This window comes from Candidatus Viridilinea mediisalina (genome assembly GCF_002532535.1).
Taxonomy (GTDB): Bacteria; Chloroflexota; Chloroflexia; order Chloroflexales; family Chloroflexaceae; genus Viridilinea; species Viridilinea mediisalina.
On record NZ_NQWI01000016.1, the window covers coordinates 56,328 to 70,527 of the forward strand.

9 protein-coding genes are annotated in these 14,200 nt (G+C 54.5%); all 9 read left to right on the forward strand.

Annotated elements, in window-relative coordinates:
- Nucleotides 1–26 precede the first annotated feature (26 nt).
- Entirely contained in the window at nt 27–1,412 is a 1,386-nt protein-coding gene (locus CJ255_RS05690) for a glycosyltransferase family 4 protein (RefSeq protein WP_097643125.1), read from the forward strand.
- A gap of 289 nt (nt 1,413–1,701) precedes the next feature.
- Complete coding sequence (locus tag CJ255_RS05695) at nt 1,702–3,615, forward strand: glycosyltransferase family protein (RefSeq protein WP_097643126.1); 1,914 nt, start codon at nt 1,702–1,704, stop codon at nt 3,613–3,615.
- Nucleotides 3,612–4,622 (forward strand): glycosyltransferase family 2 protein, encoded by a 1,011-nt coding sequence (locus CJ255_RS05700; protein ID WP_097643127.1) that lies wholly within the window; start codon nt 3,612–3,614, stop codon nt 4,620–4,622. The genes CJ255_RS05695 and CJ255_RS05700 overlap by 4 nt, the downstream gene beginning before the upstream one ends.
- Entirely contained in the window at nt 4,619–7,717 is a 3,099-nt protein-coding gene (locus tag CJ255_RS05705) for a glycosyltransferase (RefSeq protein WP_097643128.1), read from the forward strand. The genes CJ255_RS05700 and CJ255_RS05705 overlap by 4 nt, the downstream gene beginning before the upstream one ends.
- Before the next feature lie 32 nt (nt 7,718–7,749).
- Nucleotides 7,750–10,017, forward strand: a complete 2,268-nt coding sequence (locus CJ255_RS05710; RefSeq protein WP_124681830.1) for a hypothetical protein — start codon at nt 7,750–7,752, stop codon at nt 10,015–10,017.
- 194 nt (nt 10,018–10,211) lie between these two features.
- Entirely contained in the window at nt 10,212–12,215 is a 2,004-nt protein-coding gene (locus CJ255_RS05715) for a PLL family lectin (protein ID WP_124681831.1), read from the forward strand.
- 82 nt (nt 12,216–12,297) lie between these two features.
- Nucleotides 12,298–12,513, forward strand: a complete 216-nt coding sequence (locus tag CJ255_RS05720) for an AAA family ATPase (protein WP_124681832.1) — start codon at nt 12,298–12,300, stop codon at nt 12,511–12,513.
- 75 nt (nt 12,514–12,588) lie between these two features.
- On the forward strand, nt 12,589–13,386 hold the full coding sequence (lsrF, locus tag CJ255_RS05725; RefSeq protein ID WP_097643132.1) for a 3-hydroxy-5-phosphonooxypentane-2,4-dione thiolase: 798 nt from the start codon (nt 12,589–12,591) through the stop codon (nt 13,384–13,386).
- Nucleotides 13,387–13,641: 255 nt separating this feature from the next.
- The coding region (locus tag CJ255_RS05730; protein WP_174714056.1) for a class II aldolase/adducin family protein at nt 13,642–14,200 on the forward strand (559 nt) is incomplete at its 3' end.

Here is a 14,200-nt window from a genome sequence, read left to right on the forward strand (position 1 = left end):
AACCCCTGCCAGAAGGCTTCACGTACATGAGCCATGTCTTGTTGGTGAGTACCGATATTGTTGGCCCGTTGATGGCTGGCCCCGGCATTCGCGCCCTTGAATTGGCGCAGGTGTTGGCACAACACCATACGGTCAGCATTGCGGTGCCTGTGGGTAGCGATCCTCCTCCTTGTGCATGTCAGGTATTACCCTATCAGCTTGGTCAAGCTGGAGCACTGACGGATGCGCTTGCCCATGCCGATCTTGTCATTGGTCAAGGGATGATCTTTCAGCGCCATCCCGAGTTGCTTGCTGCACCGCAACCGCTTGCTATTGATCTCTACGATCCAGAGATTATCGAGACCTTGCACCGCATGGCCCTGCTTGATCCCACTGTAGCGGCCCACTATATGGCATCCTATGTTGCCCTGACGGAAGCCCAACTGCGTCGTGGTGATTTCTTCTTCTGTGCTACTGAACGCCAGCGCGACTATTGGCTCGGTGCGCTGAGTCTCTTGGGCCGCTTGACGCCCGCGAGGATCGCGCAAGGTGATCTTGATCTACGCTCACTGATCGATCTTGTACCCAGTGGCATTGCTGCCGCACCACCAACTCAGGCTGCTCCAGTGCTGCGCGGGCGTCATCCCGCTATTCCGCCTGACGCACTGCTGCTCATTTGGGCTGGTGGCCTGTGGGATTGGTTTGATCCGCAATTGGTTGTGCGCGCCGTTGCAGGCTTGCGTAAGGAGTGCCCCCGTTTGCGCCTCTGTCTCTTTGCCGGAGCGCGCCTCAACCCCGATGGCCCGCCGCTGGTGACGCAGAACGCATTGGCGCTACGTACCCTTGCCGCTGAAATGGGCGTTCTTGATCAGACGGTGATTCTGCTCGATACGTGGGTACCCTATGCTGAACGGGGGAGCTACCTGGTTGAAGCTGACATTGGCGTTTCGGCCCATCTGCCCGGCATCGAGACGCGATTCGCCTTTCGCACCCGCCTGCTCGACTATCTCTGGGCGCGCCGCCCGCTGCTTGTCTCTAGTGGCGATAGCTTAGGCGACCAGCTTTGCGCCTTGGGAGGCGGGTTGAGCATCGCGCCGGGCGACCTAGCGGGCTGGATGCACGCCATTCGCACGCTCTACCAACATGCTGAACAGCGTGGCGCAATGGCAGCAGCACTTGATCACGTAGCCCACCAATATACATGGGAGCATGTGGCCCAACCGCTGCTGGCCTTCTGTGACGCCCCACGGCGAACGAGTTCTAGCTATGCTGCTCCGGCTGAAGATCGGCAACACGCCTATATTCGTGAACTAGAGACCACGCTTGCCACTAAAAATGAGCATATTGCCCACCTTGAAACCCACCTGCGCCGCATCGAGAACGGACGCTTGATGCGTATGCTCAACGCCTTGCGTGGAGCGAAGAGGAGTTGAGCTTGTGGGCCAATACCGCGCCGCTGGCTGAGCCTGTCGAAGCTAAGCGGCGCGGCCCAGAGCTTCTTCGCGCTAAGGGATGGTTTTAGAGACGCGCTTTCAGCTTTACCGTCGTAGTGCCGACTTTAGTCGGCTTCCCATCGCTGGCAAAGACCTCAGCCGACTAAAGTCGGCACTACGATGCCCGCCCATGGACTATTCAGCATGACAGGCTGCTGGGATACGTAACAATTTCTGCTTCCCCTAATGGTAGCGGCCTTGCACCATCTGGTTTGAAAGGAAGTACATAATGCGCCTCCTCATCATCAGTCACGATACCATTGGAACGCGCATGGCTGGCCCGGGTATTCGCTACTGGGAACTGGCCCGTGCGTTGGCGTCTGAACTTGACGTAACGCTGGTTGCACCGCACAAAATTGATCTGACGGCACCCAAGGTCGCAACCGGGACGTATCAATGGGGCCAAGCTGCTACGTTGGCCCCGTGGCTCCAACAGACCGATGCGATCCTTGCCAATGCCTACGTGCTTGAAGCGCACCCCGAGTTGGCCCAAGCTTCAGCGCGACGCATCATTGATCTCTACGATCCTACTATGCTGGAGAATATCGAGTTGCTGCGCGAGGCGCCCCAAGTGCAACGCGATGAGCGGCTACGCCACGATCTCGCGCTCTTTCAGCGCCAACTTGCCGCTGGTGACCACTTTCTCTGTGCGACCGAACGGCAGCGCGATCTCTACCTGGGGGCGCTTCTGGCCAGTGGGCGCGTAGATGCCGCACGGGTTGCGAATGATCCGCTGTTGCGCGGCTTGATTGATGTGCTACCCTTTGGCCTTCCCGCCGAACCAGCGCAGCGCACTGGTGCTGGCCCGCGCCAACGCATCCCTGCCATTGGCCCCACTGCGCCGATCATTCTCTGGAACGGTGGCCTCTGGGATTGGATGGACCCCTTGACACTGATCGAAGCGATGCCCCAGGTTGTGGCCCATGTTCCCGATGCGCGCCTGCTCTTCCTCGCTGGCCCTCACCCGGGTGCTGCCCGCCCGCAAATGCCCCAACGCGCCCGCGCCCGCGCCGCTGCGTTGGGCATGCTCGACCAAACGATCTTTTTTTATGAAGAATGGGTGTCCTATGCTGATCGCGTCAACTTCCTGCTGGATGCAAAAGTTGTGGTATCATTGCACCGCCAACATCTCGAAACCGCCTACGCGGCGCTACGTTCACGCATCCTTGATCAACTCTGGGGAGGCTTGCCTGGCCTGTTGAGCGATGGCGATCAGGCTGCAAACTTGGCACGAGAGCATGGTTTTGCCCTAGTAGCCCCAATTGAAGATCAAGCAGCGGTTGCGGAGGCTTTGATCCAGATATTGACTGATGCTTCGCAGCGTAGCCGTATGGCCCAAGCAGCGCATACCTTAGCCCCCCAATTTGCTTGGTCCCACCTAGCGCAGACGGTAACGCAGCTACTCCAGTTGCCGCTGCCAGCCCGTGACGATCACGAGAGACAACCGACCATGAGTAATCCTCCCCATCCTGCACCTGCCCAGGATGACGTCGCCCGCATTGAACGGGGCCAATTGCTCCACGCTGTGCGTAATAGTGCGCTCAGTGCCCTCGAAGCCGGTTGGCGACTCGATGCACCGCCGCCGCCTGCGCCAGGGCGTTTGGCAGGTGTGCGCCACTTCATTCAAGCACGGATCATTTGGCCCTTGATCTATCCACTGATTGCTCGCCAACAGGAACAGAATGCGGCGTTGTTGCGCACTCTGTACGCGAGTGCCGAGCAGGTTGATCATTTGGGTGGGATGGCAAATCAGGCGAGCCAGTGGATATTGGGTTTGATGCGAACAGTTGATGATCTGCAACAGGCGATGCAGCAACGTGATGATCAATTGCAGGGCATGATCGAGCATACGAATTTCCGCATTGATCATCTTTTACAAGGATTAAGTGAGTTAAATGAGCGAACCGTTCATGAACGTCACCTTATCGAGCATACGAATTTCCGCATTGATCACCTTTCACAAGGAATAGGTGAACTAAATGAGTGTGTTGTTCGTGAACGCCACCTTGTTGCTCAACAAATCCAGGATTTCGTTGAGCAACTCGCCGCACTTGAGGAAGCTGAAATGCAGATCCGTGCCATGCTGCGTGGTGAACCGGCCCCCTTGCCCGCTACGATCAAAGCCCAAGAGGTGGTTGAATGAAGTGTGCGGTGCTGGTTTTGGCCTGGAACGGTGGGGATGCACTACAAGCTTGCCTTGAGCGCGTTCTGGCCCTTGAGCCAGCCGCTGATCAGGTTATGGTAGTAGATAATGCCTCCCACGATGGTAGTGCTGATCGGGTGGCCCACCATTTTCCTACTGTGACCCTGGTGCGTAATGAGGCCAATCTGGGCTTCTCCGGCGGCATGAATGTGGGCCTGCGGGCGCTAATGGCTCAGTCCGATCCGCCCGATGCTATACTGCTGCTCAACCAAGATACGCTGGTGGATGTGGGTTGGCTGGGAGCGTTGGGCAATGCGCTGCATAAGAACCCTGCACTTGGGGCCGTCGGTTGCAAGATCCGCTACCCTGATGGCACCATTCAGCACGCTGGTGTCTACCTTGAAGAGCCACGGGCGATAGTACAGCATGTGGGTTGGCACCAAGCCGATGATGGGCGCTTCGATCAACCAGCCGAGATGCCATTTGTGACGGGAGCCGCCTTGGCGTTACGGCGCAGTGTACTCGAACATGTGGGCCTCTTTGATGCGGGCTACGCCCCCGCCTATTTTGAGGATACAGACCTGCTCTGGCGCATCGGACGGGCTGGCTACCGCGTTGGCTATGAACCGCGTGCGACCCTCGTTCACCACGAGTCGCTCTCGCTGCCCGACCCACTGGCGCGTAGTGCGCTCTACAATCGGGGACGGCTACGCTTTGTCTTGAAGAGCTATCCGCTTGAAGTGTTGACTGGCCCATTTGCAGAGGCAGAGCAGCGCTTCATTCAACAACACGCTCGCTATGCCGAAGGGCGTGTCTTGCGTTGGGCCTACAACGAGACGCTTGCGAACCTCGCCGAGCTTGTGGCTACTCGTCGTACGCTCGAACCCGACTTGCATGCCACCGCTCTCCCACTGATCCACAAGCTCTTGTGTGACATGCGTCAAGCCTTGGCTCATGCGCTCTACCACCAAGCCCAGGATACTGTTACAACGATGCGTGCGCTATGAATTCTGTTGTACCTCCATCCTTTGGCGCAGTCTATACACTGCTCAATGCGCTCCCCACTGACCTACGCTGTGGCGATGCGCTCATTCTTGAACTGGTTGTACAAAATACGGGCTATACCCCTTGGCTAACCAGCGGCCCCTACCCGGTGCGCTTGGGTTATCGCTGGCTCAACCAACAAGGCGGAACGGTTGTCCTCGACGGTGGACGTACTCTCCTGCCTGCGCCGGTGCCAACGGGTATGAGCGTGCAGGTGGAAGTTCGTGTCGAGGCTCCGCCCGTCCCAGGCACCTACCTGCTCCAAGTGGAACTCTTAGAGGAGGGTCAGGCGTGGTTTAGTCAGCGTGGCGTTGCCCCCCTGAGCCTTGAGGTGAGCTTTGCGCCCGCTGATGCGTTACGCGTGGCGATCCTCAATGGTAATGTGGTGGCCAAGGATGCCGTAGGAAGCCATATTGTGGCCCAGCTCTGTACATTGCGTGAAGCGGGCTACCATGTACTCCTGCTCACGGGCTATGTGGATGGCCGCTTGCCAACGGATGTGCGCCGGAGTATGGCGATGGTCTCGCCTGAGCAACTGCGTGACCCGGCCAATCGCAGTGCCGCCGCTGAACATTGGCGGCGGGCTGATCTGGTGATTGTCAACTACTCAAGTTACTACGATCTTGTTGAGGTGATCCGCGACGTGCGGCGGGGTGTGGTGATCTTTGACTACCACGGTGTGACACCTCCTGAACTGTGGGGCCGGGAGTGGCTGGGCTATGCTGATCTCGTGCGCGGGCGCGATAATCTGGAGCTCGTACGCTACGCCGATTATGCCATTGGTCATAGCCAATTTACCTGTGATGAGTTGATCGCAACTAAGCTGATCGCACCAAGCCGCGTGACGCTAATGCCCTATGCGGTGGTGCAAACGAGTGGCTATGCTGGGCCGCCCGATCCTGAAGTGGTCGAGCGCTTTGGCTTGGCTGGATCACACGTTTTGCTCTACGTGGGCCGCATGGCGCGCAACAAGCGTGTCCATGATCTGGTTGAGGCGATGCCTGCCATTTTGCAGCAGCATCCTGCAACACTGTTGCTGCTCGTAGGCGACGATCAAGCCCCTGCTTATAAGGCGTATGCTGATGAACTGCGGCAGCGTATCGCAGAACTAGACATAACTGATCACGTTCAACTAACGGGCCAGGTAGATGGTGCAACCCTAGAGGAACTCTACCGTGCGTGTACCATCTTTGTAACTGCGAGCATCCACGAGGGCTTTTGCATGCCGGTGGTTGAGGCGATGGCGCGTGGCCGTCCGGTGGTAGCGACCGATTGCACCGCCATCCCGCATACCCTCGATGGATCTGGTTTACTCTTTCCACCTGGCGATGTGGTTGCCCTCGTGGCTCAGGTGAGGCGCTTATTGGATGGCTTGCCCACTCCGGGTGACCATCATGATCCTATGGCAGTTCATCGCTTGGAACCCGCTACTGCGGCAGAGCTTACGGCGTTGCGTGAGCGCAAGATCGCCGTGGTGACACCCCGCTATGGCGAACAGGTCTTGGGTGGTGCCGAAACCGGGCTGCGCCATTGGGCCGAGCAGTTGGCGGCGCGGGGCTATCAGGTGGAGGCATTGAGTACAACCGTACTCGATATGGGGGCTTGGCAAGATCATGTGCCACCCGGTGAAGAATTATTAAATGGTGTGCAGGTACGCCGTTTCAGTCCTGATCGCGTTGACGTAGGGCTCTTTCACCAACTCATGCAGCAGGCTAATCGTGGTGAACGCCTGAGCTATGCCGATGAGCAGCGCTTTATGGTCAATAACCTGCGTAGTAGCGCGTTGGAGCAGTATATTGCTGATCACGCTGACGAATTTGCCTGTTTTATTTATGCTCCCTATCTCTTTGGCACAACCTATTGGCCAGCGCAAAACCTAACAGAAAAAGCGTTCATTGTTCCTTGCTTGCACGATGAGCCAAGTGCGCGTTTGGTCTTGTTCCGTGAAATGCTTGAGCGTAGTGCGGCGATCTTCTTTAATGCTGAACCTGAGGGAGTTTTTGCAAGAGCGTGTCTGGGTGTGCAAAATCCCTACCATGTGGCGCTAGGTTTTGGCTTTCCTGATGATCCGCCCATAGGTGATGTGGAGCGTTTTCGTACCCAATATACCTTGAATGAACCTTTCCTACTCTATAGTGGGCGTTTGGAACAGGCCAAAAATGTTCCTCTGCTGCTAGAGTACTTCACGCGCTATAAAGCGGAACGTCCCGGCCCATTGAAACTGGCCCTTACTGGGCATGGTGATGTGCAACTGCCAGCCCATCCCGATGTGGTGGCGCTAGGTATGGTGGAACACCAGACCCTGGTGGATGCCTATGCCGCATGCCTTGCGTTGTGCCAACTCTCGTGCAACGAGAGCTTTTCACTCGTGTTGATGGAGAGTTGGTTGCAGGAGCGACCAGTACTTGTGCATACTGGCAGTGCCGTAACGAGCCACCATGTAATCCAGAGTGGCGGTGGGTATGCGCTTGGTAGTTATGAAGAGTTCCGCACTGCTGTGGATACACTCTTGACTCAGCCCGAACATGCAGACATGCTGGGGGTTTGTGGTCGTGAGTATGTACAAGCGACCTACAGTTGGGGCCCATTGCTCAATAAACTTGAGGCACAGTTAGCAATCTTTAGCCGCCCGCGCTCATGCTATAGCCGCTTGGCTCAACGCGGGGTTGCACGGGCCTTGGCGTTTACCGAACAACGCTTCGCCGACGTGCTGCTTGACCTCGTTACACGCAGCATCGTTTCATTGCCCTCAATGCTTGGCTCGCCACAACAGACTACGCTACACAGCGAGGCACGAGTCGCACGACCAGACTACCATGTATGCTCAAACTTGCCCGTTGTTGGCCCGGCGGTCGCTTGGGTACGCCGTCAATTAACGTCGCATCTAAAAGAGCCCTATCTTGACCCGGTGATCGCTGATCAGGAGCGATTCAACCAGGCGTTGCTTACGACCTTACTGCCTACGCTAGATGAGAGCATGCGCGAGCAGCGCAGATTGCAGGCGGAGTTAGATTTGTTACGGGCACAATTGGAAGCACTACAACGTAGCGATACGTAGTGCATGTATTCTTGATTTCTCTGCAAAAAATCATGCAAAATAAGAATATATTCGTCGTTTTTTGTGTTTTATTAGTGCTTTTTACTTACTATTGGTATGTTCCTTCAAGAACTGTATCAGATATTTATTCGGAAAATTGGAAACTTGGCTTTGATAGTGTGGAACTAGACGCTAATGGTGAGCCATTTCGTTGGATGCGGGGCTATGCCCAGGTAGAATTGCCTCGTCTCTCTACTGCTCCACAACGATTACACTTAGAATTGCAAAACATTCATCCAGAAGAGCAGCTCTTAGCACTGTGGCTGGATTATGGTGGGGTGAGCCAAGCGGAGTTTTACGTGATGCCAGGCCGCCGGATGTACACACTCTGGCTGCCAGGCGAGTGGCGACCAACGTCAGAAGTGCTGACACTGCAAGCAGAGACCTTCCAGGCGGTTGGTGATCGGCGTCAGTTGAGTGTTGTCGTGCGGAGTATTGAGCTTACTCCGCATGGTTTTGGCCTGTCATGGTGGACGCTTAGTGCTGCTGGTATGCTTCTGCAGGTTCTGTTGTTGGCGCTCCTGATCCAACGCGTAGGCTGGTCGCGCTGGTTATCTATACCTCTGCCTCTGATCATTCCTTTACAATGGGGGTTGTGGGGTGAACATGCCTATACTTTGTGGGCTGTTCTGTTTGCCTGGGGATTGGTCGGATGCTTCATCGTTGTACTCTGCTTCCACTGGATGGGGCGGTTCTTTCGTTTCAGGCACAACGATATTGTGATTCAACCTTGGCATCGTACCGATTACCTACTGGTAGGTGGGATCGTGAGTATCGCGTTGGGTTTGAGGCTCTGGCTTGTACCGCACCAGGTGCCGATTCTCAATGGTGACGACTATCTTACAGGGAGTTTTGCCGCTAATATTTTACTGCGGGGTTGGCAAGCGCTCTATTTTGGCCACCATACCGGAGCGTTAAGTGCCTATTTGCTTGTTCCAATTATGGCCGTAGGGGGCATTTCGCATAACACGTTGTTGGTTTTGCCTCTCTTGCTCTCGATGATCCTCACACTAGCGCTGTATGGGATTGGCAAAGATCTAGCAGGTTCTTGGGCTGGAGCGAGCGCAGCCCTATGGGTTGCCGTGCCATCAGCCACACTTCTTTGGTGGACGCTCAAGCCGCAGCCTGGTTATCTCGAGGCAGTAACATTTGCTGCCCTTGCGCTCTGGGGCAGTATTCGTCTGCTCTGGGGTGAGTATGACCAGCGCACAACTATTGCCCTGATGTCAGCAACAACTTTGGCGGCCACGTTGGCATTCTGGGCCGGTATGGTAGTGGCATCGGTGCTGCTCGTGTGTGGATTGTTGGCCTTGCTGCGCTGGCAACGTCTGCTGCGTTTGCCCTTTTTAGGCTATGTTTGTTCATTGGTCATTGGTCTGCTCTGGTTGATTCCAACGGCAATTTATGTCTATACTCGCCCAAATGACAATCCGCTTTGGTGGATTATTGGCCGTGAGAAACATGGTTTAGCACCTAGCGACGCATTTGTGGGCTTTACAACCCAGTTAACTCCCTTGATCTTGGGCATAGAGCGTCCGTGGCCTATGGGGGTACTTGATTTTGGTGCGGCAATTGTAATTATTCTGACGATGATCTTGGCGGTATTTTTTGGATTTTATATCTTTATTGTTAACACTGTTCGTGGTTCTATAATTCCACTTAGCTTGAGCATGACGGTAGTGGGCTTGTTCATCTTTAGCTCGTTTAATACGCTGTTGAGCGATGTACGTTATGTATTGCCAATATATCTTGCCCTTGCCCTCTTCGTAGCTCTCTTTGTTGCTGCCATAAGACAGAATTTAGGCATCTGGGCGGCTACCGCAGGCTTAGGTATTATACTCGTTTCGAATATCTGGAGTGGGCCAGTAGGTATGTTCACTATTATACCGAGTAGTGAGCGTCCAGAAGCACGCTTAGCACATACACTGGTAGATCAACAGATTACGTATGTTCATACATCATACTGGATTGGCCAAGTTTTAATGGTGGAGAGTGGTGGTCAAATTTTAGCTTCGTCCATGCTCGGACCAAATCGTGAAAGCTATGATCATCGCGTGGAGTACGCAGTATTGGCTGCTGATCCCACACAAACCGCACTTGTATTGAATGCTAATGGCGATCTTGTAAAACCACTAGATTTTTACCTTGATCAACATAATATTACATGTACAAAAAAGCATGTAAATTGGTTTCTTATATACTGCAATTGCATGCCTTGGCCTGTGATTCACGATCTTCAGAAATATCTGCCTGAAAAATGAGAATGGCATAAGATGCTTGTGATGCTCCCAATATCATTGGTAAGAAGCCTTCTCGATTCGCTTGGAGCCTGTGAGTAGCATTGGATGGGTTGTTGCATATCTTTACGTTGGGATACGATTTGCAATCCCCCCCTTTTTCGAGTATCTTTAGACGTGTGCTGCAATCTACATTGTTATGAAATGGAGATGAATTGATGCGCTCATCCAAATCACGTATTGTCCACATGCTCGCCTGCTTTCTCATTCTTGCTATAAGCGCTTTATTGATCCCTGAATTTGTAGCTGCCGGAGCTAGGGATCAACCTCCACCTGTACCTGGATTTACGCATTCACCCCGGTATGCTGATGATACTCCACAGCAGCATGGTCTCGTTCTTCAAGGTGCTCCGATTCTTTTCGGTGCGCCGGTGATTGCTGATGTTGATGGGAACCTTGATAATGGTCGTGAAGTTGTCGTTGCAGGAGTAGATGGTCGGGTCTATGTCTATCGTGCGAATGGTCAACTACTTTGGACACAGACTGTACCCATTGCGGGTTGTGCATCTACTGATATCAATGGGCATCCAATTCAAAGTCTGATCTATGGTAGCCCGACCGTCGGCGAACTCTTTGGTGATGGTGTCCCCTATGTGCTGATTGGCTATGGTACACTCCAAAACACCAATCGGGCCTGTGATGGTGGGATCGTGGTCTATCGAGGAACAGATGGACACATGCTTTGGAATTTTAGCCAGCGTGATTTTGATGCAACAAGCCTTGATGGACCTGAAGCACTCTATGGTGTAATCACCGCACCTGCGCTTGCCGATAGCAATGGTGATGGTAAGCTCGAAATTGCTTTTGGTGGGCTTGATCGTAATGTTTACCTGCTCAATGCTGATGGATCGCTACGCTGGTACTACCACGCCGCTGATACGGTCTGGTCTACACCGCTCTTCATGAACATTGACGATGATCCTGAACTTGAACTCATCGTTGCAACTGACATCTCTGCTAATCCCCATGTGATTCCCCCTACTCATGATGGTGGCTATCTGCAAGCATTTAAAACGACGCCGGTTGAGGGTGGGCGTATTCCGTTTCAGACCGGCTTTATTTGGCGAACCTCTTTCGATCAGGTGCTCTATTCATCACCATTAGCTGCGGATCTTCTGCCTGATAATCCCGGGCTTGAAATTGCTGTTGGTTCTGGCTGCTTCTTTCCAGAAGATAGCAACGATAAGCGAGGTCGCTGGATTCAAATTATTCGGCCTGCGGATGGTGCGATACTGCAGACGTTGAGTGCCCCCGCTTGTGTCCAGTCTTCGCCTGCTGTCGCTGATCTTAATGGCAATGGTCGCCTTGAGATTGTTGCTACCGTGAGTGGGGCACCTGAGATTGGTGGGGATGGCTTTAGTCGAGTCGTCGCATGGGATCCCACCAATCCTAACCCAAAATGGCAAACCATTCTGCGTGATCCTAACTCTGGTTCAAATGATCCTCATGGGGGCGATCGTCAATCAGTTGTCATAGCGGATCTTGATGGTAATGGTTCACTTGAGGTTGTCGCAGCCAATTTCTGGTCTGTGCATATTCTTGAAGGTACAACTGGTAATCCATTGACGTGTCAGGGGCCAGGTTGTGCTTCACAACCATCACTATTTGCATGGTATACACTCAAGTCAACACCTGCAATTGGCGATCTGACAGGCAATGGTAAATTAGAGGTTGTCATTGGTGGGAGTCATAGTTTTAATTCCTCCCATGGCCACCTCTACGCCTGGACTGACTTTGCTGATCGCCTCAATAGCTCTCCCGGCCCGCATGCACCCTATAGCGCCCCATGGCCTCAGTTCCGCCGCGATGCCCATGCTAGTGGCATGTTTTCTACCCCTTCAATGGCGGTGTCTCCTCAAGAATCGCACGTCCTTGTGAGCTGTGAGCGCCCACGCAGCATCACCTTTGATATTTCTTTTACTGATACACGTGCGGTTGATTGGCGGGTAGCTTCAGTGAACCCTGCGACAAACCTGATTACTCCTGTGAAGGAGGGTAATAGCCGCCTGCGGGTTGATGTGGATGGTTGTGCCCAACCGTCTGGTACCTATACCAAGAATATTGAACTTCAGGCCGAAGGCTTGTCTAATGTGTCCATCAGCCTCAATATTCGTGTGGTCGATGAGATCTTTATGGTTGCCCTGCCCTTAGTTGTGCGCTAAGCCGCAGGCGACTCTAGTCTCTTGTTAGACGCTACGGTGCGTATGCACCGTAGCGTTTTTCTGGTACAATCGGCCTTCGTTGTTGGAGAATTATTACGATCTCGCCAAGGCCACGGAGTTTGAACGGCTCTTTGGCAACCTCGCGGTGCGCCAGAATCCGACCCCTCGCCGTAATAGTTATTTTGTGCTGCGTTGGGCCTTTTCGCTGGTTAGTCCACAGGGTGAGGTTGCTGAGATTGGTCAGGCGCTGCATGCGCATATGAATGCCCGCATCCAAGTAGTTGACACCCGCCCGTGAGAGTTTATAATGTTCACGTTTCTTACCATGTCGTCATCTTTATGACATATACGCAATACTGAGGAGCTTGTGACTATGGATTGGGGCAAACAGAACCGTTGGGCTCAGATTACCAAGAACGGACGCTGCTTTTTTCTCGCGATGGACCACGGCTATTTCTTGGGGCCAACTCGCTGCCTAGAGAAGCCTGCCGAGATGGTTACACCGTTGCTGCCCTTTGCCGATGCGCTCTTTTTGACCCGTGGTGTGCTGCGTGCCAGCATTGATCCTAATACGAAGGTGCCGATCATTCTGCGTGTTTCGGGTGGCAGCAGCGTCATCGGTGGCGATCTGGCCCAGGAGGCGGTGACGGTCTCGATTGATGAGGTGCTTCGCCTCAATGCTGCCGCTGTTGGTCTCTCGGTCTTTATTGGCTCGGATTATGAGTTCCAGACCTTGAGCAATCTCTCCAATTTGATCAATGCCTGTGAGCCCTATGGTATTCCCACCATGGCTGTTACCGCTGTGGGGAAGGAACTTGAGAAGCGCGATGCGCGTTACCTCTCGCTCTGCTGCCGTATCGCTGCCGAGTTGGGGGCTACGGCGGTCAAGACCTATTGGTGTGAGGATTTCCACAAGGTGGCCGAGACCTGCCCGGTGCCGGTGGTGATTGCCGGTGGCCCCAAGTGCGATACCATTCTCGAAGTCTATGAGTTTGTCTATGATGGGCTAGAGCGCGGCGCTATCGGCGTCAATTTGGGGCGCAATGTCTGGCAGGATCCGCACCCCGTCGCGGCGGCGCGTGGTCTCCAGGCGCTCATCCACGAGAAACTGACCCCCGCCCAGGCCAACGATCTCTACCAGACGGTCAAGAGCGAGGGCGTTGCGGCGTAAGAGGCTGTCTGAAGAGTCTATGGGTTGGCGTTGGAGTGCCGGCTTTAGCCGGCTAAAGCCGGCACTCCAGCGTGTGTCCCCCAGCTTTTCAGACAGTTTCTAAGGCTGCCGCTCGATAGTTTCTTGTCTCACGCTTCGGGGGCGGCATAGCCGCCCCCGAAGGTGTTTCTGGGTGTTTGGGGCTGCGCCCCAAACCCGCTTTTTGCTTGCGCTGTGGCGACGAAGTCGCCACAGCGCAAGCAAGAAAGTATTTTTATGCAAAACCAATGGAATCATGCGACGGCGGCTGCGTTCGCCGGTGACCTCGCCCAGTGTGTGTATGCCTCGCGGCTGCTCGGTGCCGACCCGGCCCTTGTCTTGCATGGCGGGGGCAATACGTCGGTGAAGATCGAGCAGCCCGATATCTTTGGCCAGCCACAGACGTTGCTCTATGTGAAGGGCAGTGGTTCCGATCTGGCCACCGTGGAGGCGAAGGATTTTGCTCCGGTACGGCTGGACTATCTGCGGCGCTTGACGACGCTGGCGACGCTCTCCGATCAGCAGTGGCTGAATGAGTTGCGCGGCAGTGTCGTGGATGCTTCGGCGCCGCCGGTTTCGGTGGAGGCGATGCTCCATGCGCTCCTGCCGGCCAAGTATGTCTTGCACAGCCACGCCGACGCGGTCTTGGCGATCACCAATACGCCTGGGGGCAGCGAGCGTATCCGCGAGATTTATGGTGATGCGCTGATCGTGGTGCCCTATGTGCGCCCTGGGTTTCCGGTCGCTAAGCGCTGCGCCAATATCTTTGCTACCGAGCTTACCGCAGAGACGCGGG